Origin of the sequence: Mycobacterium sp. E2989 (assembly GCF_001667595.1) — a bacterium.
GTDB lineage: Bacteria > Actinomycetota > Actinomycetes > Mycobacteriales > Mycobacteriaceae > Mycobacterium.
In genome coordinates, this window is the sequence record NZ_LZJX01000127.1 from 1 (window position 1) to 18,694 (window position 18,694).

Consider the following 18,694-nt stretch of genomic DNA (forward strand, 5'->3'; position numbering starts at 1 on the left):
GCGAGGGCCAGCGACTGGGCGGCGTGGCCGCAGCCCGCGTCCAGCACGTCGCTGCGGATCTTGCCCTGGTCGATCAGCGCCACAGCCATCGAGGCCGCGGCCGCCGCGGCCGCGGAACGGGGGCTGACCACAGCGACTTTCGCCCAAGCCGACGTCACCAACTTCCGCGGCTATGACGACCGCTTCTCGACCGTCCTGGACAGCGGGCTGCTGCACGCGCTGCCGCCGGAACGGCGCCAGGATTACCTGAAGTCGATCTTCCGGGCGGCCGCCCCCGGCGCGGCGCTGTACATCCTGGCCTTCGCCACCGGCGCGCTCGGCGACGCGAGTCAGGGCGGCCCGCGCGGCTTCACCGAAGCCGAGTTGCGTGACGCCGTGTCGGAGCTCTGGCGGGTCGACGATCTGCGGCCGGCCAAGGTCTACGGCAATGCGTCGCCCGACTACCCACTGCCACACCTGGAACACGACGGCGAAGGCCACTTCATGGCGCCGGGCTTTCTGCTCAGCGCCCACAAGCCGGGCTGATCCGGCCCGTCCACGTAGGAGAATGCTATTCTCCGCACAGAGAGTGGGGTGTGCGGATGACGACGGTAGGTCAGACCCAACTGGACGCGGGTGTGCTTGGCCGCTGGCTGGACTCCAACGGCGCCCCGGGAAACGGTGAACCACCGCGGCTGGAGCAGCTGAAGGGCGGCTCGCAGAACACGCTGTACCTGCTCGACCGCGGCGGCGAGCGGATGGTGTTGCGGATGCCCGGCGCCCGCGCGGACGCCGCCCGCATCGACGGCCTGCTGCGCGAGATCCGCTTGGTGCGCGCGCTGTCCGGCACCGACGTCCCGCACGCGGCGCTGATCGCCGCCGACGACACCGGCACCGTGCTCGGCACGCCGTTCTACGTCATGCAGGCCATCGACGGGTGGAGCCCGATGGACGGGGGCTGGCAACCGCCGTTCGACACCGACCTTGCCGCCCGGCGCGGGCTGGCCTTCCAGCTCGTCGAGGGCGCGGCCAAGCTGGGCCGGGTGGATTGGCGGGCCCAGGGCCTGGACGGTTTCGGCCGCCCGGACGGCTTCCACGAGCGGCAGGTCGACCGCTGGCTAGCCTTCCTCGACGCCTACAGGGTGCGCGAGCTGCCGGGCCTCGAGGAGGCCGCCGACTGGCTGCGCAACAACCGCCCGGCGCATTATCGGCCGGGCATCATGCACGGCGACTACCAGTTCGCCAACGTGATGTTCGCGCACGGGGAGCCGGCGCGACTGGCCGCGATCGTCGACTGGGAGATGACGACCGTCGGCGACCCGTTGCTGGACCTGGCGTGGTGCCTGCTGGGCTACGACGGAGAGGAGCCCCGCGCCGACGGGTTCTATCTGGACATGGGCGGCATGCCCAGGCGCGGCGAATTGCTCGAGCACTACCAGCAGATCAGCGGGCTGTCGACGGAGAACATCGACTATTACCTGGTGCTGGCGAATTGGAAGCTCGGCATCGTGCTGGAGAAGACCTATGCGGCCGGCGTGCGAACCGGCAAGGTGGACTCCAAGATTCAAGGCGCCTTCGGGGCGATGATCCCCCAGCTCATCGCCACGGCGGCCGAGCTGGCGAGGGCACACTGAAATGGCTTACGTGGAGCGGCTTTTCGACCTCACCGACCGGGTGGTGCTGGTCACCGGCGGCAGCCGCGGGCTGGGCCGCGAGATGGCGTTCGGCGCCGCCCGGTGCGGCGCCGACGTGGTGATCGCCAGCCGCAACATGGACAACTGCGTGGCCACCGCCAAGGAGATCGAGGCCGAGACCGGGCGCGCAGCCGTGCCGTATCAGGTGCACGTGGGCCGCTGGGACCAGCTCGACGGCTTGGTCGAGGCGACCTATGACCGGTTCGGCAAGGTCGACGTATTGATCAACAACGCGGGCATGTCGCCGCTGTACGACAAGCTGACCGACGTCACCGAGAAGCTGTTCGACGCGGTGGTCAACCTCAACCTCAAGGGTCCGTTCCGGTTGTCGGCCCTGGTTGGCGAGCGCATGGTGGCGGCCGGACGGGGGTCGATCGTCAACGTGAGCACGGCCGGATCGCTGCGCCCGACACCCGACATCGTCCCCTATGCCGCCGCCAAGGCCGGCCTCAATGCCATGACCGAAGCCTTGGCGAAGGCGTTCGGGCCGGCGGTGCGGGTCAACACGCTGATGGCCGGCCCGTTCCTGACCGACGTGAGCAAGGCCTGGAACCTCGAGGCGGCCCACGGCAAGCCGTTCGCGCACCTGGCTCTGCAGCGGGCCGGGGAGCCGGCCGAAATCGTGGGCGCCGCACTGTTTTTGGCGTCCGATGCGTCCAGTTTCACCACCGGCTCCATCCTGCGCGCCGACGGCGGAATCCCCTAGCAGATAGGAGCGATCGAATGTCTTGGGACTTCTCCACCGAACCGGAATTTGCCGAGAAAATCGACTGGGTCCGCGAGTTCGTCCGCCAGGAGGTGGAACCCCTCGAGGTGCTGTTCCCGGGTTGCGAGTTCCTGCCGCTGAACGACGAGCGCCGGCGCATCGTCGATCCGCTCAAGCAGCAGGTCCGCGACAAAGGCTTGTGGGCACCGCATTTGGGCCCCGAACTCGGCGGTCAGGGCTTCGGCGCGGTGAAGCTGACGTTGATCAATGAAATCCTGGGCCGCAGCCCGTGGGCGCCGATCGTGTTCGGCACCCAGGCGCCGGACACGGGCAACGCCGAGATCATCGCCCGCTTCGGTACGCAGGAACAAAAGGACCGCTATCTCGCCGGGCTGTTGTCCGGGGAGATCTTCTCGTGCTTTTCGATGACCGAGCCGCAGGGCGGGGCCGATCCGCGAGTCTTCCGCACGCGCGCCTTCCGTGATGGCGACGACTGGGTGATCACCGGGCGAAAGTACTTCTCCTCCAACGCCTCCGTCGCGTCCTTCTTCATCGTCGTCGCGATCACCGACCCGGACGTGCCCGTCCACCGCGGCGCCTCGACCTTTCTGGTGCCGGCCGGCAGTGATGGGCTGACCATCGAGGCCACCCATCACCTAGTCGGCGCGCTGCCGCACGAGCCCGGGCACTCGCTGGTGCACTACGACGGGGTCCGGGTGCCGTCGGACGCGCTGCTGGGCGAAGCCGGGCAGGGCTTCATGATCCTGCAGACCCGGCTCGCCGGTGGGCGCCTGCACCACGCGATGCGCTCGATCGGGGTGGCCCAACGCGCGGTGGAGATGATGGCCCGGCGCGCGAAAAGCCGCTTCACACAAGGTAGTTCACTGGCCGACAAGCAGCTGGTGCAGGCGTTCATCGCCGACTCCTACACCGAGTTGATGCCGTTCCGGTTGGCGGTGCTGCACGCGGCATGGCTGATCGACACCGCCGGGGAGCACGCGGCCCGCGCCGAGATCGGCGCGTGCAAGATACTGGCGTCGCAGGTGCTCAAATCGATTGGGCTGCGCGCGATCCAGGTGCACGGCGCCCTCGGCACCACCGACCAGCTGCCGCTGGTCAACGTGCTGCTCGGCGGGGTTGCGCTCGGGCTGGCCGACGGGCCGACCGAGGCCCACAAGGTGAACCTGGCCCGGCTGCTGCTCAAGGGGTACGAGGCCGAGGACGCCGAATGGCCGAGCGAGCTGCTGGACATCCGGCGCGAGGCCGCCCGGTCCAAGTACGGCGACCTCATCGACCGGGTTCCGGCCCTGCCCGATTCGCCGTGACCAGCAGGGTGACCGCGGCGGTCGAGCGGGCGCTCGACGACCGCCAGCGCGAAGCCACCGAGGAGGTCGAGCGCATCCTGGCCGCCGCCGTGCGCGTCATGGAACGCGTCGCGCCCGAACCGCCGCGGGTGAGCGACATCGTCACCGAGTCCGGCTCGTCGAACAAGGCGTTCTACCGCTATTTCGCCGGCAAGGACGAACTGATCCTGGCCGTGATGGAACGCGGGGTGGGCATCGTGGTGTCCTACCTCGAGCACCAGATGGCCAAGGAGCCGAACCCCCGCGACCAGGTCGCGCGCTGGATCGAGGGCACGCTCGCGCAGGTGGCCGACCCGCACCTGATCAGCATGAGCCGCGCGGCCGCCGGGCAGATGTCGGCCGGCACGAATTGGCGGGCGGCGGATCAGGAGATGATGCGGCCGCTGCGCGATCTGCTCGTCGAACCCGTTGCGGCGCTGGGCAGCAGCGACGTCGAGCGGGACGTGGAGGCCGTGTTCAGTTGCACGGCGGCGACGATGCGCCGATACGTGGGCTCGGGCGACCGGCCGAAGCCCGACGACATCGCACACCTGGTGCAATTCTGTCTACGCGGCCTGGGGGTCAGTTGATGCGCGCGGTCGTCTGCCGTTCCTACGGCACCCCGGAAGATCTGGTTCTCGAGGACGTCGACGATCCCGTGGCCGGTCCCGGGCAGCTGTTGGTGCGCGTCCACGCCGCCGCCGTCAACTTCCCCGACGTCCTGTTCATCGCCGGCAAGTATCAGGTCAAGATCCCGCCGCCGTTCATCCCGGGCAACGAGATCGCCGGTGAGGTGATTGCCGCCGGCGACGGCGCGCCGTTTCGCCCAGGGCAGCGCGTGGCCGGAACCACTTTCGGGGCGTTCGCCGAGCAGGCGTTGCTGGACGCGAGCCAGGCGACGCTCGTCCCCGACGACGCCGACTTCGCCTCGGCGGCCGCCTTCGGCGTCACCTACCGCACCGCGTATCACGCGTTGCGCTCGACCGCCGCGGTGGCGCAAGGGGATTGGGTGGTCGTGCTGGGCGCGGCGGGCGGCGTGGGGCTGGCCGCCGTCGACCTGGCCGTCGCCCTGAAAGCGCGGGTGCTCGCCGCGGCGTCGAGCACCGACAAACTCGAACTCTGCCGCCGACGCGGCGCCGAGGCGACCGTCGACTACGACCGGGAGGACTTGAAGTCACGCATCCGCGAGCTCACCGGCGACGCCGCCAGGGTGGTCATCGACCCGGTAGGCGGGCCGTACGCGGAGCCGGCGCTGCGCGCGCTGGCGCGCGGCGGCACCTTCGTCACGCTGGGCTACGCGGCCGGGACGATACCGGCCATCCCGCTGAACCTCGTTCTGCTCAAAGACATCTGCGTGCGCGGCATGGAGATCCGCACCTTCATGGCAGACCATCCCGACGAGGCCGTCCGCGACATGCGGGAATTGTCGGAAATGTTCGCCGCCGGAACGATCCGGCCGTACATCGGGGCGCGATTCCCGTTGTCCGACACCGCCGCCGCGCTGCGGCATGTGGCCGACCGCAAAGTGCTGGGCAAAGTCGTCATCGACGTCACGGCGTGACGATGTTGAAGCTCGGGTCCGGCTGGTCCAGCACCCCCAAGAAGGCCCGTAGCGCGTCCTGATCGCCCGATATCTGCAGGCCGGGCGAGGCGAAGTCGCCCAGCGCCGCCGTCAGGATCCGAGACTTGCTGTCCAGCTTGACCGTAACGGTGGCCGTCGCCGGATCGGCCGCCGCCCTGCGGTACACCAGCACCCCGTTGCGCAGGGTGAGCCGGTAGTTGACGTCCAGATCCGTAAAGGCGATATCGATCGCGACATCGAGATCCCAGCTTCTCGGCCCGTCGACCCGGATCGCGAGGCTGTCGAAGATCTGCTCCGGTGTCAACTGGGACAGCATCGTGGGCGAGGCGACCTGAGCCGCGGTGCCGAAGTTGCCGCTTCGCAATTCGGTTGCGCCGCTGAGGAAGAAGTTGCGCCAGGTCGCGTTCTCCGCGCCGTAGGCCAGCTGTTCGAGCGTGTCGGCGTACAGCTCGCGGGCACCGGCGTGCCCGTCGTCGGCGAAGGTCGCGTGATCCAGCAGCGTTGCCGCCCAACGAAAGTCGCCGGCGTCGTACGCCGCCTGAGCCAGGCCCACTACCCGGTCGATTCCACCCATCGCCTCAACGTAACGCGGCGCGAGAGCCTCCGGCGGATGCGGCCACAACCGGCCCGGGTTGCCGTCGAACCAGCCCATGTAGCGCTGGTAGACCGCCTTCACGTTGTGGCTGACCGACCCGTAATAACCGTGGGTGTGCCAGGCGCGTTCGAGCGCGGGCGGCATCCGGAACATCTCCGCGATCTCAACACCGGTGTAGCCCCTATTGAGCAGTCGCAGCGTCTGGTCGTGCAGATAGGCGTACATGTCGCGTTGCAGGGATAGAAACTCGACGATGCTGTCCCGGCCCCAGGTCGGCCAGTGGTGCGAGGCGAACACCACGTCGGCGCGGTCGGCGAAGGTGTCGATCGCCTCGGTGAGGTAGCCGGACCAGGCGTGCGGGTCGCGCACCAGCGCGCCGCGCAGCGTCAGCAGGTTGTGCAGGTTGTGCGTGGCGTTTTCGGCCATGCACAGCGCGCGGAAAGCCGGGAAGTAGAAATGCATTTCGGCCGGGGCCTCGGTGCCGGGCGCCATCTGGAATTCGATCTCCACGCCGTCGATGGTGTGCTTCTCGCCGGTCTCGCGGATGTCGATGGTCGGGACGATGATCGCCACCTCGCCGGTGGACGGGGCCTGGCCCAGCCCGCAGCCCACCTGGCCCATCGGGCCGCGCGGCAGCAGGGAGCCGTACATGTAGGTCGCTCGGCGCGTCATGGCCGGGCCGGCGTAGACGTTCTCCTGCACGGCGTGCTCTACGAAACCGTCCGGCGCCAGCACGGCCACCGCACCGGAGTCGACCTCCGCCTGCGAGGTGACGCCCAGGACGCCGCCGAAATGGTCGACATGGCTGTGCGTGTAGATCACCGCGACGACGGGGCGGTCGCCGCCGCGGTGCGTGCGGTACAGGCCGAGGGCGGCGGCCGCGACCTCGGTGGAGACCAGCGGGTCGATAACGATGATGCCGGTGTCCGTTTCGACGAACGTGACGTTGGAGATGTCGAGCCCACGGACCTGGTAGATGCCCGGAACCACTTCGTAGAGGCCTTGTTTCGCGGCCAGCGTCGACTGCCGCCACAGGCTGGGGTGCACCGACGTCGGAGCGGGGCCGCCGAGGAAGGAGTACGCGTCGTTGTCCCACACCACCCGTCCGTCGGCGGCCTTGATGACGCACGGCGACAGGGCGGCGATGAAGCCACGATCGGCGTTGTCGAAGTCCGCGTCGTCATCGAATGGCAGCGCGTGCGCGCCGTGTGCCGCCTCGATGACCGCGGTGGGGCGTTTGTGTTCCACGCCAATACATTGCCATTGCGCGGCCATTCCGCACAGCGTTCATTGGCAACCGACCAATGAACATGCAAACAATTACCTCGAACCCTAGATATTGAGTCCAGTTAACCCGCATACTGCCCAGACGGCCCTCAATGCCGAGGGTCGCAACTTTCGGGCGAAGGAGAACACGTGAAGCGTGGACTGATGGTCGCGGCGGTTGGAGCGGCAGTTCTAGCCGCCGGTATTTCCGGCTGTTCCAGCAACAAGTCGAGTTCGGGCGGTTCGGGCACTAGTTCGGCCATCAACACCTCGGCGGGCGCTGCCAGCGGAACCAAGGTCCTCATCGACGGTAAGGACCAGAACGTGAGCGGCTCGGTCGTGTGCACGACCGCAGGCGGCAACGTGAACATCGCGATCGGCGGTGCGGCGACCGGAATCGCCGCCGTTCTCACCGACGCCAATCCGCCCCAGGTGAAATCGGTTGGGCTGGGCAACGTCAACGGCGTGACGCTCGGCTACACCTCCGGGACCGGCCAGGGCAACGCCTCCGCCGAAAAGAACGGCAACAGCTACAAGATCACCGGCACAGCCACCGGGGTCGACATGGCCAACCCGATGCAACCGGTGAACAAGCCGTTCGAAATCGACGTCAACTGCTCTAGCTAGCTGAGCTCGCGGGCGGTTGCCACCCGTTCAGTGGCAACCGCACCGTGAACTCGGTATGGCCGGGTGAACTTTTCACCGCGATCGTGCCGTCGTGCGCCTTGACCACAGCGGACACGATCGCCAGACCCAGTCCGGTGCTGCCGCCCTTGCGCGAACGCGAGGTGTCTCCGCGGGCGAACCGCTCGAACACTTCGGACTGCAACGCCGCCGGGATGCCGGGTCCGTTGTCGATGACCTGCAGCACGGTGTGTGCCGGCTCGGTGGTCAACCGCGTGGTCACGACCGTGCCCGCGCCGGTGTGCAGGCGGGCGTTGGCGAGCAGGTTGGTCAGCACCTGGTGCAGCCGGGCGCCATCACCCGTGACGATCACGGGCTCCTCGGGCAGGTCGAGCTCCCACTGATGGTCTCCTCCGGCGACGTGCGCGTCGTTGACCGCGTCGACCGCCAGCCGCGACAAATCGACCGGTTCGCGCTCCAGCGGCCGGCCGGAATCCAGGCGCGCCAATAGCAGCAAGTCCTCGACCAGGCGCGTCATCCGTTCGGTCTCGGAGGCCACCCGACTCATGGCGTGGGCTATTGCCTCCCGGTCCCCGCCTTCGCGGTCCATGCGCTGGGTGAGTTCGGTGTAGCCGCGGATCGCGGCCAGCGGCGTGCGCAGTTCGTGACTGGCGTCGGCGACGAACTGGCGCACCCGGGTCTCGCTCGCCTGCCGCGCCGACAGCGCGGCCGCGATGTGGTCAAGCATCCGGTTGAGGGCCGATCCGAGCTGGCCCACCTCGGTGGCCGGGTTCGCGTCGGATTCGCGGACCCGGACCGGCAGCTGGACCTCGCCGCGGTCCAGCGGCAGGTCGGCCACGTTGCTCGCGGTCTGCGCGACGCGACGCAGCGGCGCCAGCGCCCGCCGGATGATGATTACCCCGGCGATGGTCGCGGCCGCCAGCGCTATCACGGTGACGATCGCGAAGATGATCAGCATCCGGATCAGGGTGGCGTCGACATTCGACATCGACAGGCCGGTGACGATGGTGTCGCCGCCGTTTCGGCTCGGGGCCGCGACCACCCGGTAACGGCCGAGGCCGTCCAGGTTCAGGGTCACGGGCGCGCGGCTGTCGGCGATCTGTTCCAGTTGGGTCTGGGCGGTTGAGGTCAGCGCGGCCCGGGTCCCACTGCTGGTGAGGTAGCCGGCATCGACCGTCTTGCCGTGGTTGATCACCGCGGCGACCATGCCGGCCGGCTGACCGGGGGCGTCCAGGAATCGGGGGCCGGGGCCGGGCCGCTGATAGTAGGAGTGGTCGCGCCGCGGCCGGTTCGGTTCGGGATACATCAGTGCCGACCGGAACGACGTGCCGGCGAGTTGCCCGTCGAGCTGTTTCACCAGGTGATGGTTCAGCGCCAGCTCGGTCACCGCGGTGATGCCGACGCACACGATGGCCAGCACGACTATCTGCCCGACCAGCAGCCGCAGGCGCAACGACCAGGCCCGGCGCGAGCTGGCCAACGGTCGCGACCCGCGGCGCCCGGCTTCGCCGGGCTTGCGATCGCTCCTGCCCAACGGTCGCGACCCGCGGCGCCCGGCTTCGCCGGGCTTGCGATCGCTCCTAGCGGGCCGGCTTGAGGACATAGCCCGCGCCGCGCAGCGTGTGGATCATGGGCTCGCGGCCGTTGTCGATCTTCTTGCGCAGGTACGAGATGTACAGCTCGACGATGTTGGACCGGCCGCCGAAGTCATAACTCCACACCCGGTCGAGGATCTGGGCCTTGCTCAGCACCCGCTTGGAATTGCGCATCATGAAGCGCAGCAACTCGAATTCGGTGGAGGTCAACGCGATCGGCTCGCCCGCGCGGGTGACCTCGTGACTGTCCTCGTCGAGCACCAGGTCGCCGACCACCAGTTGCGCGCCGCTGTCCACCGTCGTCACGCCGGTGCGCCGCAGCAGCGCCCGCAGCCGCAGCACCACCTCTTCGATGCTGAACGGTTTGGTGACATAGTCGTCGCCGCCCGCGGTCAACCCGGCGATGCGGTCTTCGACGGCATCCTTGGCCGTCAGCAGGAGCACCGGCAGCTGGGGGTTCTCCTCGCGCAGCTTGTGCAGGACGTCGAGCCCGCTCATGTCGGGCAGCATCACGTCGAGGACGACCACATCCGGGCGCTGGGCGCGGGCCGCGGCGATCGCCGATGACCCGTCACTGGCCGTAGCGATGTTCCAGCCCTCGTACCGCAGCGCCATCGACACCATCTCGGCCAGGACGGACTCGTCGTCCACCACCAGAACGTTGATCGGATTGCCGTCGGCGCGACACATGACAACCCGCTCGACGGATGCTCGCGGCTGTGTCACACGTTCCAGTATGCGCACCGCGCTGAGCCGTGGCTATGGCTTACCTTTGCGCTGCCTGTGAACGGGATCGCGCGACTGCCGGGCAGTCGCGCGATCCCGTTTTCCCGGCGAGGTGGCTAATACCAGTAGCGCCGGCCGGCGACCGGACGCCCGACGGAGCCCATAATCCACAAGATGGCCCCGATAACGAGCAAGACGATACCGAGTACCCACAGCAAATGGATACCGAAAACAAATCCGAGAATTAACAGGATCGCACCGAGGACAATCATGACACTTTCCTTAATGTGAGGGGTTCTATGCTGCTGGGCATCGAGCTGGGCTGCGGGACATGGCAATCCTTGACTTTCGGGTTGACGCCCGCGTAATTCAAAGGGCCCGCGACCACGGTCAACGCGATGTTTCCAGCCGTGACACAACTGGTTGAGTCACCCTTGAAGTAATCGCGTTGCCATGCCGCAAAAACCCCGATCAGCAGCCATACCAAGGCAATGGTGCCGATGATTCCGCTGCCACGCATGGTGACCTCCAATGTGGACGAGAAAAATTTCTCGTGGACGGTAGTTACCCATTCGACTTGCGTCTAAACATGGCCCGGGATGAATTCGGCAGTGCCCCAGCGGAGCCCGCTGGGATCAGGCGTGCTCGGCGAGCCATGCGGCGGCCCGCCGCTTGGAGGCCCGCGAAAGCCACGCGTCCTGGATGAGCTCGGCCAGTTCCGTCCTGCCGATTTCGCCGAGCCGGGCGGCCCGCACCAGCACCGAGGGATGCCCGTCGAAGTGGTCGGTGCTGAAGAACGGTGACGCGGGGTCCTGGATCAACGCCAGCTTGTCGCTTTCGGACTCCACCCAGAGCATGATCACGTCGGCATATCGTTCGCCGGTGTCGGGATCGGTGGCATCGGGCTGCGGCGTGCGGAAGAAGACGAAAGACTTGCCGCCCACCTGATAGATCGCGTTGCCCTTCGGGCCCTCCAGACGCTGCACGTGCGGCATCGACGCGGCGATCTCGTGCACGTCGCGCACTCGTGCCGGTCGATCAGCCACACCGGTGAGGGTAGCGGCCATGCGCGCGTGGGCGTTTGAGTGTCGTCCGCCCTAGCCGCGGCGCTGCGCGGAGACATACAGCGTGGGGGGCATCGCATGCTCGGATCCCTGCGGTACGCGCCGGCCGTAGCGAGCCATCAACTCCGAAAACGTCGCCGTGGCGACGTCCCAGCCCCGTTCGCGCAGCCAGCCGTCGACCGGCGTGCGCTCCTCCGCGTACCAGAGGTCGTCGAAATCGGTGATCTCGGCGTCGACCAACTTGGCCGCCGCGGCACGCATGCGCTGCATGTCCTCGCGCTGGCGCCGGACGACGTCGGGGTCGGTGAAACCCTCACCGGGCACGTTGGAGGCGAGCCAACTGCCCTGCGCGCTCAGCGAGTGGACGCGCTCGAACAGCAAGTCCTGGGCCTGCGCGGGCAGGTAACGAACCAGGCCCTCCGCCGACCAGGCCGCCGGCCGCGACGGGTCAAACCCGGCCTCCCGCAACGCCGTTGGCCAGTCCTGCCGCAGATCGATGGCGACGTTCACCAGTTGCGCCTTGGGTTCGGCGCCGTGCTCGCGCAGCGTGTTGGACTTGAACTCCAGCACCTTGGGCTGGTCCAGCTCGTAGACAACCGTGCCGTCCGGCCAGGGCAATCGCCAGGTCCGCGCGTCCAGGCCGGCGGCCAGGATGACCACCTGGCGGACGCCGGCGTCCGCCGCGCCCAGGAAGAACTCGTCGAAAAACGCTGTGCGCGTGGCCATGAAGTCGATCATCAGCTGGATCCGCGACCCCACTTCCGGCTCCAGCTCCACCGCCTTGGCCAGCGCCGCGGGATCCGCGTAGATGCTCCACATGCCCTCGCCCGCGGCGTCCACAAACACCCGCGCGAAGGGATCGTTGATCAGGGGATCCTCGCTCGCCGTCTCGGCTGCCCGCGCCGCGGCGACGCCCAATGCGGTGGCCCCCACGCTTTGGGTGATGTCCCAGGAGTCGTTGTCGGTACGCGGCATCGCCAGTTCCTTCCAGGCCCGAGAGTCAGTTAGTTCCGCACACTATTGTTCCAGCCTCCGCCACCCCCGGCCGCGTTCAGGCGGTGACTTACGCTCTTTCCCAGTGGGCCCACAGGTTGCCGAAGGGAGCGCCGCGATGACGCGCACGCCGCACGAACTGGCCGTGGCCGGGGTCGACCTCGACGCCGTAGCGACGTGGATGTCCGAGCGGGGGCTCGGCGAGGGCCCGATTCAGGATGTTTCCGCCGTCACCGGCGGCACCCAGAACGTCATGCTGCGGTTCACCCGGGCCGGCCGGCCCTACGTGCTGCGGCGCGGGCCGCGGCACCTGCGCCCGCGGAGCAACAGCGTCATCCTGCGGGAAACGAAAGTCCTTGCCGCACTGGCCGGCTCCGATGTGCCGCACCCGCATCTGATCGCGGCGTGCGAGGACCCCGGCGTGCTGGGCGACGCCGTCTTCTACCTGATGGACCCGGTCGACGGGTTCAACGCCGGCGAGGGGCTGCCGCCGTTGCATGCCGGCGATCGAAGTGTGCGGCACGGCATGGGCCTCTCGATGGCCGACGCGCTGGCCAAGCTGGGCGCGGTCGACCATGTGGCGGTGGGTCTCGTCGACTTCGGCAAGCCGGAGGGCTTTCTGGAACGCCAGGTGCCGCGCTGGCTTTCGGAGCTGGACTCCTACAACGAGTACGACGGCTACCCCGGGCCCGACATCCCGGGCATCGAGGAGGTCTCGAGCTGGCTGGACCGCCACCGGCCGACAACCTGGACACCCGGCATCATGCACGGCGACTACCACGCCGCCAACGTGATGTTCTCCCGCACCGGGCCGGACGTGGTCGCGATCGTCGACTGGGAAATGTGCACTATCGGCGACCCGCTGCTGGACCTGGGCTGGCTGTTGGCCACCTGGCGCCAGCCCGACGGCTCCAGCGTGTTCAGCCACGCCCTGGGCGGTCAGGACGGGCTGGCCAGCACCGACGAGCTGTTCGAACGCTACGCCGCCAACACCACCCGCGACCTGTCCCACATCACCTGGTACACCGTGCTGGCCTGCTTCAAGCTGGGCATCGTGATCGAGGGGACGCTGGCGAGGGCCTGCGCGGGGAAGGCCGAAAAAGAGGTCGGCGATCAGCTGCACGCGGCCACGGTGCACCTGTTCGAGCGGGCGCTGCGCCTCATCGACGGCGCGGTCTGATCCACTAACATCTGCGTTCGTGCCTTACCCCGAGGAACCCGACTACTACTCCGAGCCGACCCAAGCCGCGTATGGCGGGTACTACGACGAGCCGGCGCCCGAGCCGGAGCCGCCCACCCCGTGGTACCGCCGTCCGGCGGCGCTGGTCGCGGCCGGCGCGCTCGGGGTGATCGTGCTCGCCGCGCTGGTGTTCGCGGTGGTCAAACTCGCGACCGGTTCGCCCGCCCACGGCCCGGCGGCGACGACAACGACCACCACCGCCACCGTTCCGTCCACCACGGTGACCACCACGACTTCGCAACCGTCCCGGCACCACGGCGGCGGTGGGGCACCGGCGCCGACCGAGACCGTCACCGAGACGGTCCCCCCGCCGAGCACGGACACCCCCAGCACCGACACCCCGCCCCCCACCACGACGGAGCCGCCGAGCACCGTCACGGCCTCGCCGAGCACCGAGACCAGCACCGTCACCCAAACCGTGACGGTTCCCCCGCGCCGCGGGCCGTTCGGGGGCCCGTTCGGGGGACGGTAGGGATCCTCGGCCGTCGCCGGCAAGGTTGGGACACAACGGTTTTCGGCCGGGGATCAACCGGGATGTGAAGCGGCCACGGCGATTAGAGCGCGCCCGAAGGGATTCGAACCCCTAACCTTCTGATCCGTAGTCAGATGCTCTATCCGTTGAGCTACGGGCGCCGGTCGTTCAGTTGTCTTACGTTGTGCTCCTCCAACAGGAGTCAGCGGAGGCGAGAGGATTTGAACCTCCGGTCCCCTTTGAGGGGGACAACTCATTAGCAGTGAGCCCCATTCGGCCGCTCTGGCACGCCTCCCTTTTGGACTTTTCGAGGGTACCCGACCCCGGTCCGGTCTCGCGGAACCGGCCATACTGTACACATTCGCGACATAAACTGTCGAAGTGACCGCCCGCCTGCGTCCCGAACTGGCCGGATTGCCAGTGTATGTGCCCGGCAAGAACGTGCCGGGCTCCATCAAACTGGCCAGCAACGAGACCGTGCACGGCCCGCTGCCCAGCGTGCATGCGGCGATCGAGCGTGCCGTTGCCGTCGTCAACCGCTACCCGGACAACGCCAGCGTCGACCTCAAGGCGGCGCTGGCCATGCACCTGGGCCCCGACGTCGCCCCCGAACACATCGCAGTCGGTAGCGGTTCCGTCACCCTGTGCCAGCAGCTGGTGCAAATCACCGCATCCGCCGGCGACGAGGTGATGATGGGCTGGCGCAGCTTTGAGTGCTACCTGCCCATCGTCCAGGTGTCCGGCGCCACCGCGGTCAAAGTGCCGTTGACCGACCACACCCACGACCTCGACGCCATGCTCGCCGCGATCACCGACCGCACCCGGCTGATCTTCGTCTGCAACCCGAACAATCCGACGTCGACGGTGGTCGATCCCGAAGCCCTGAGGCGTTTCGTCGAGGCCGTGCCGCCGCACATCCTGATCGCCATCGACGAGGCCTACGTCGAATACATCCGCGACGGCATGCTGCCCAACAGCCTCGATCTGGCCCTCAACCGCAGCAATGTCGTTGTGCTGCGGACCTTTTCGAAGGCCTACGGACTGGCGGGCCTGCGCGTCGGGTATGCGGTCAGCCACCCCGACCTGATCACCGCGCTGGACAAGGTCGTCATGCCGTTCGCGGTGACGAACGTCGCGCAGGCGGCCGCGATCGCCTCGCTGGAGGCGTCCGGCGAACTGATGGCCCGCACCGACGCGCTGGTCGCCGAGCGGACCCGGGTCACCGCCGAGCTGCGCGGCGCCGGGTTCACCCTGCCGCCGTCGCAGGCCAACTTCGTCTGGCTGCCGCTGGGCGCCCGGACCGAGGACTTCACCGAGCAGGCCGCCAACGCGCGGCTGGTGGTGCGGCCGTTCGCCGGCGAGGGGGTGCGCGTCACCATCGGTGCGGTGGAGGAGAATGACGCCCTGCTGCAATTCGCCTGCGACTGGATTTCCCGCACCGAACCGTAAGGAGTCGTCCGTTGAACTTGGCGCGCAAACTGTTCACCGAGTTCAAGGAGCGTGACGGCGACATTCCCGACGCCGAGCTCGACGACTTCTGGGCGAGGCTCGAGCCCGCGACCATCGAGGGCATGCTCGGCGAGTGGAAGGGCGGCGAGTTCCGCACGGGCCACCGGATGAACGGTCAGCTGGAGAAGGCCGGCTGGTTCGGCAAGACCTTCAAATCGGTCCGCGACGTGCAGCCGCTGGTCTGCCTCGACGCCGACGGCAACAAGTTTTCGAACGTCGAGATGGGCAAGGGCGAGGCCAGCCTGTGGCTGGAAGAGTTCCGCGGCGAGGTCACCGCGACGATGGTCTATGACGGCCAGCCCGTGCACGACCACTTCAAGTTGATCGACGATGACGCCGTGATGGGCATCATGAACGGCAAGGGCGTCCGGGATAACGGCCGGTATTACTACTTCTACCTGGAGCGGGTGTAGTAGCTCGACCAGCGTGCGTCTACGGCTTTGAGTGTGTAGCCAGGGCGGGGATCCGGGCCGAAATGCGCCCTGAGCGCACTCCCAAAGCCCTCATCGCACACGCGATGGACACGCGATGGGCGCGATGGGCGCGCGATATGGGCGTATGGGCGTGATACCCGGCCCGAATTACCGCGCCGGGTCGCGGCCGGTGAAGGCGACCAACCGCTCCAGCGCGCCGGCGTCCTCGGGCACGTCGACCGGGTCGTCGAAGCCGGCGCCACCGCGGAACTCGGGCCGGATGATGTTGCGGGCCAGCCCCAGCACGTACTCGGACAGCGGCTCGGGCGCGTTCACCTCGTGTCCCACCGCGGCGGCGTAATCCCAAGCGTGGACCAGGAATTCGATCGACAGGACGCCGCACGCGCCCTTGGCGGGCATCTCCCCTTTGCCGAACGGCACCGACCCGTCCAGGCCGTGCCGATGCCAGGCGTCCAGCGCGGGCCGGGCCGCCGCGACCACCCGCCGTTCCACCGAATCACCGTCGTCGGCTTCGGGGATCTCCGCGCCGACCATGCCGCCCAGCGCGGTGATCGACTTCAACAGGTGATCGGTCAACTGCGCCACGTCGAACTCCGCGCACGGCGTCTGGCGGGACAGGTCGTCGGCGGCGATGGTGTGCAGCACCCGCTGCAGCACCCCGAGGGTGTCCTCGGCGCTGTGCAGTTCGTCGGTGGGCGGGGAATGCGGGCCGGGCCGCAAATCAGGAGCCATATTTGCCACGCTACGGTCTCGATATGGCGCAAGCATACGAATCCGTCACGGTGGAAACGAAAGATCACGTCGCCCAGGTGACGCTGATCGGGCCGGGCAAGGGCAACGCGATGGGCCCGGCGTTCTGGTCGGAGATGCCGGAGCTGTTCGCGGCGCTGGACGCCGACCCCGAGGTGCGGGCGATCGTGCTGACCGGTTCGGGCAAGAACTTCAGCTACGGCCTGGACGTGCCCGCGATGGGTGGGTCGTTCACCCCGCTGCTGTCCGGGGACGCGCTGGCCGGCCCCCGCGCGGTGTTCCACCGCGAGGTCAAACGGATGCAGGGCGCGATCACCGCGGTCGCGGACTGCCGCACCCCGACCATCGCGTCGGTGCATGGCTGGTGCATCGGCGGCGGCGTCGACCTCATCTCGGCGGTCGACATCCGCTACGCCAGCGCCGACGCCAAATTCTCGGTGCGCGAGGTCAAGCTCGCCATCGTCGCCGACGTGGGCAGCCTGGCCCGCCTGCCGATGATCCTGGGCGACGGCCACCTGCGCGAGCTGGCGCTGACCGGCAAGGACATCGACGCGGCCCGCGCGGAGAAGATCGGCCTGGTCAACGACGTGTACGCCGACGCCGACGCCACGCTGGCCGCCGCGCACGCCACCGCCGCCGAGATCGCCGCCAACCCGCCGCTGACCGTCCACGGCGTCAAGGACGTCCTCGACCAGCAGCGCGCCGCGGCCGTGTCGGAGAGCCTGCGCTACGTCGCCGCCTGGAACGCGGCCTTCCTACCGTCCAAGGACCTGACCGAGGGCATCGCGGCGACATTCGAGAAGCGCCCGCCGCAGTTCACCGGCGAGTGAGCCGCCGACACGTACCCTCGCTGAGGTGACATCAGACGGGAGAATCCGCGTCCCGGCCGACTTGGACGCCGTGACGACGATCGGCGACGAAGACCACTCCGAGATCGACGGCGCCGCCGTCGACCGGATCTGGGCGGCCGCGCGGCACTGGTACGCGGCCGGCTTTCACCCCGCCATCCAGCTGTGCCTCCGCCGCAACGGGCGCGTCGTGCTCAACCGGGCGATCGGCCACGGCTGGGGCAACGCCCCGACCGACCCGCCAGACGCCGAGAAGATCCCCGTCGCACCGGACACGCCGTTCTGCGTGTACTCCGCGGCCAAGGGGATGGCGGCGACCGTGGTGCACATGCTCGTCGAGCGCGGGGTGTTCTCGCTCGACGACCGCGTCTGCGACTACATCCCCACGTTCACCAGCCACGGCAAGGACCGAATCACCATCCGGCACGTCATGACGCACAGCGCCGGGCTGCCCTTCCCCACCGGACCCAAGCCGGACGTCCGACGCGCGGACGACCATGAGTACGCGCAGCAGAAGCTGAGCGAGCTGCGCCCCCTGTACCGGCCGGGGTTGGTGCACATCTACCACGCGCTCACCTGGGGTCCGCTCGTTCGGGAGATCGTCTACGCCGCCACCGGCAAGGAGATCCGCGAGATTCTGGCGACCGAGATCCTCGACCCGCTCGGCTTCCGGTGGACCAACTTCGGCGTCGCCAAGGAGGACCTGCCCCTGGTCGCCCCGAGTCACGCGACCGGCCGACCGTTGCCGCCGGTGGTCGCGCAGATCTTCCGCAAGGCGATCGGCGGGACGGTGCACGAGCAGATCCCCATCACCAACACCCCGCTCTTCCTCACCACGATCATCCCGTCGTCCAACACGGTGTCGACCGCCAACGAGATGTCCAGGTTCGCCGAAATCTGGCGCCGCGGCGGCACTCTCGACGGGGTGCGGGTGGTCAGCCCCGAGACGATGTACGGCGCGGTCAAGGAATGCCGCCGGCTGCGACCGGATTTCGCCGTCGGGCTGCAACCCGCGCGGTGGGGCACCGGCTTCATCCTGGGCACCGACCGGTGGGGGCCGTTCGGGCGCCACGCGCCGCACGCCTTCGGCAACCTCGGCCTGGTCAACATCGCGATCTGGGCCGACCCGGCGCGCGGCCTGGCGGCCGGCGTGGTGAGCAGCGGCAAACCCGGCCGCGATCCGGAAGCCAAGCGCTACACCGCCCTGCTGGACAAGATCACCGCGGAGATCCCCGCCGGTTGAGGGCGCCCTC

Annotated in this window: 21 protein-coding genes and 2 tRNA genes; 13 read left to right on the forward strand and 10 right to left on the reverse strand. The window is 68.5% G+C overall.

Features of this window, described 5'->3' with window-relative positions:
* The 6 genes from A5680_RS23270 to A5680_RS23295 form a co-directional block, all read left to right on the forward strand.
* Positions 1-525: class I SAM-dependent methyltransferase (locus tag A5680_RS23270; protein ID WP_156675211.1), on the forward strand; the 525-nt coding region annotated here is incomplete at its 5' end.
* Positions 526-581: 56 nt separating this feature from the next.
* Positions 582-1,613: a phosphotransferase family protein gene (locus tag A5680_RS23275; protein ID WP_067823702.1), complete on the forward strand. Its 1,032-nt coding sequence runs from the start codon at positions 582-584 to the stop codon at positions 1,611-1,613.
* A 1-nt stretch (position 1,614) separates the two neighbouring features.
* Entirely contained in the window at positions 1,615-2,379 is a 765-nt protein-coding gene (locus A5680_RS23280; protein ID WP_067823705.1) for an SDR family NAD(P)-dependent oxidoreductase, read from the forward strand.
* A gap of 17 nt (positions 2,380-2,396) precedes the next feature.
* Entirely contained in the window at positions 2,397-3,704 is a 1,308-nt protein-coding gene (locus A5680_RS23285; protein WP_055405305.1) for an acyl-CoA dehydrogenase family protein, read from the forward strand.
* Complete coding sequence (locus A5680_RS23290) at positions 3,701-4,312, forward strand: TetR/AcrR family transcriptional regulator (protein ID WP_067823709.1); 612 nt, start codon at positions 3,701-3,703, stop codon at positions 4,310-4,312. The genes A5680_RS23285 and A5680_RS23290 overlap by 4 nt, the downstream gene beginning before the upstream one ends.
* Positions 4,312-5,283: an NADPH:quinone oxidoreductase family protein gene (locus A5680_RS23295; protein WP_067823713.1), complete on the forward strand. Its 972-nt coding sequence runs from the start codon at positions 4,312-4,314 to the stop codon at positions 5,281-5,283. The genes A5680_RS23290 and A5680_RS23295 overlap by 1 nt, the downstream gene beginning before the upstream one ends.
* Here A5680_RS23295 and A5680_RS23300 read toward each other — a convergent pair.
* The gene (locus A5680_RS23300; protein ID WP_197281329.1) at positions 5,273-7,153 is read right to left on the reverse strand and encodes an alkyl/aryl-sulfatase; all 1,881 of its coding nucleotides are present in this window, start codon (positions 7,151-7,153) and stop codon (positions 5,273-5,275) included. The two genes, A5680_RS23295 and A5680_RS23300, sit on opposite strands and share 11 nt — an antisense overlap.
* Before the next feature lie 162 nt (positions 7,154-7,315).
* On the opposite strand from A5680_RS23300, the gene A5680_RS23305 reads away from it, so the two are divergent.
* A complete protein-coding gene (locus A5680_RS23305; protein WP_055405309.1) occupies positions 7,316-7,792 on the forward strand; it encodes a lipoprotein LpqH in 477 nt (158 codons plus the stop codon).
* On the opposite strand, the gene A5680_RS23310 is transcribed toward A5680_RS23305, so the two are convergent.
* From A5680_RS23310 to A5680_RS23325, 6 genes are all read right to left on the reverse strand, one after another.
* Complete coding sequence (locus tag A5680_RS23310; RefSeq protein WP_055405311.1) at positions 7,785-9,290, reverse strand: cell wall metabolism sensor histidine kinase WalK; 1,506 nt, start codon at positions 9,288-9,290, stop codon at positions 7,785-7,787. The two genes, A5680_RS23305 and A5680_RS23310, sit on opposite strands and share 8 nt — an antisense overlap.
* 100 nt (positions 9,291-9,390) lie before the next feature.
* Positions 9,391-10,095 (reverse strand): two-component system response regulator TcrX, encoded by a 705-nt coding sequence (tcrX, locus tag A5680_RS23315; protein ID WP_055405310.1) that lies wholly within the window; start codon positions 10,093-10,095, stop codon positions 9,391-9,393.
* A 152-nt stretch (positions 10,096-10,247) separates the two neighbouring features.
* Entirely contained in the window at positions 10,248-10,403 is a 156-nt protein-coding gene (locus A5680_RS26395) for a DUF6131 family protein (RefSeq protein WP_197506511.1), read from the reverse strand.
* Entirely contained in the window at positions 10,400-10,663 is a 264-nt protein-coding gene (locus A5680_RS25505) for a hypothetical protein (protein ID WP_082459989.1), read from the reverse strand. Before A5680_RS25505 ends, A5680_RS26395 begins: the two co-directional genes overlap by 4 nt.
* A 103-nt stretch (positions 10,664-10,766) precedes the next feature.
* The gene (locus A5680_RS23320; protein WP_067823840.1) at positions 10,767-11,177 is read right to left on the reverse strand and encodes an MmcQ/YjbR family DNA-binding protein; all 411 of its coding nucleotides are present in this window, start codon (positions 11,175-11,177) and stop codon (positions 10,767-10,769) included.
* A gap of 51 nt (positions 11,178-11,228) precedes the next feature.
* A complete protein-coding gene (locus A5680_RS23325; protein WP_067823716.1) occupies positions 11,229-12,170 on the reverse strand; it encodes a class I SAM-dependent methyltransferase in 942 nt (313 codons plus the stop codon).
* 199 nt (positions 12,171-12,369) lie between these two features.
* Here A5680_RS23325 and A5680_RS23330 point away from each other — a divergent pair, with 199 nt between their 5' ends.
* Positions 12,370-13,368: a phosphotransferase family protein gene (locus tag A5680_RS23330; RefSeq protein ID WP_231977685.1), complete on the forward strand. Its 999-nt coding sequence runs from the start codon at positions 12,370-12,372 to the stop codon at positions 13,366-13,368.
* 19 nt (positions 13,369-13,387) lie between these two features.
* Entirely contained in the window at positions 13,388-13,900 is a 513-nt protein-coding gene (locus A5680_RS23335) for a hypothetical protein (protein ID WP_067823722.1), read from the forward strand.
* Positions 13,901-13,988: 88 nt separating this feature from the next.
* Here A5680_RS23335 and A5680_RS23340 read toward each other — a convergent pair.
* Both A5680_RS23340 and A5680_RS23345 read right to left on the reverse strand, forming a co-directional pair.
* A tRNA-Arg gene (locus A5680_RS23340) sits at positions 13,989-14,061 on the reverse strand.
* Between the two features lie 45 nt (positions 14,062-14,106).
* A tRNA-Ser gene (locus A5680_RS23345) sits at positions 14,107-14,195 on the reverse strand.
* Between the two features lie 86 nt (positions 14,196-14,281).
* Here A5680_RS23345 and hisC point away from each other — a divergent pair.
* On the forward strand, positions 14,282-15,349 hold the full coding sequence (gene hisC / locus A5680_RS23350; RefSeq protein ID WP_055405528.1) for a histidinol-phosphate transaminase: 1,068 nt from the start codon (positions 14,282-14,284) through the stop codon (positions 15,347-15,349).
* A gap of 11 nt (positions 15,350-15,360) precedes the next feature.
* Complete coding sequence (locus tag A5680_RS23355; RefSeq protein WP_067823725.1) at positions 15,361-15,822, forward strand: DUF4334 domain-containing protein; 462 nt, start codon at positions 15,361-15,363, stop codon at positions 15,820-15,822.
* Between the two features lie 168 nt (positions 15,823-15,990).
* On the opposite strand, the gene A5680_RS23360 is transcribed toward A5680_RS23355, so the two are convergent.
* Positions 15,991-16,575 carry a TIGR03086 family metal-binding protein gene (locus A5680_RS23360; protein ID WP_197499836.1) on the reverse strand — a complete coding sequence of 195 codons (585 nt, stop codon included), beginning with the start codon at positions 16,573-16,575 and terminating at the stop codon, positions 15,991-15,993.
* A 23-nt stretch (positions 16,576-16,598) separates the two neighbouring features.
* Here A5680_RS23360 and A5680_RS23365 point away from each other — a divergent pair, with 23 nt between their 5' ends.
* Positions 16,599-17,423 (forward strand): crotonase/enoyl-CoA hydratase family protein, encoded by an 825-nt coding sequence (locus A5680_RS23365; RefSeq protein WP_067823732.1) that lies wholly within the window; start codon positions 16,599-16,601, stop codon positions 17,421-17,423.
* Positions 17,424-17,448: 25 nt separating this feature from the next.
* Complete coding sequence (lipE, locus tag A5680_RS23370; protein ID WP_067823737.1) at positions 17,449-18,684, forward strand: lipase LipE; 1,236 nt, start codon at positions 17,449-17,451, stop codon at positions 18,682-18,684.
* Positions 18,685-18,694: the final 10 nt, after the last annotated feature.

Excerpts from the sequence above, each read along its gene's own strand:
- A5680_RS23275 (WP_067823702.1), top strand. The coding sequence starts at position 582 with ATGACGACGGTAGGTCAGACCCAACTGGACGCGGGTGTGCTTGGCCGC.
- A5680_RS23280 (WP_067823705.1), top strand. The coding sequence starts at position 1,615 with ATGGCTTACGTGGAGCGGCTTTTCGACCTCACCGACCGGGTGGTGCTG.
- A5680_RS23285 (WP_055405305.1), top strand. The coding sequence starts at position 2,397 with ATGTCTTGGGACTTCTCCACCGAACCGGAATTTGCCGAGAAAATCGAC.
- A5680_RS23295 (WP_067823713.1), top strand. The coding sequence starts at position 4,312 with ATGCGCGCGGTCGTCTGCCGTTCCTACGGCACCCCGGAAGATCTGGTT.
- tcrX (WP_055405310.1), bottom strand. The coding sequence starts at position 10,095 with ATGTGTCGCGCCGACGGCAATCCGATCAACGTTCTGGTGGTGGACGAC.
- A5680_RS26395 (WP_197506511.1), bottom strand. The coding sequence starts at position 10,403 with ATGATTGTCCTCGGTGCGATCCTGTTAATTCTCGGATTTGTTTTCGGT.
- A5680_RS23325 (WP_067823716.1), bottom strand. The coding sequence starts at position 12,170 with ATGCCGCGTACCGACAACGACTCCTGGGACATCACCCAAAGCGTGGGG.
- A5680_RS23330 (WP_231977685.1), top strand. The coding sequence starts at position 12,370 with ATGTCCGAGCGGGGGCTCGGCGAGGGCCCGATTCAGGATGTTTCCGCC.
- A5680_RS23360 (WP_197499836.1), bottom strand. The coding sequence starts at position 16,575 with ATGGCTCCTGATTTGCGGCCCGGCCCGCATTCCCCGCCCACCGACGAA.
- A5680_RS23365 (WP_067823732.1), top strand. The coding sequence starts at position 16,599 with ATGGCGCAAGCATACGAATCCGTCACGGTGGAAACGAAAGATCACGTC.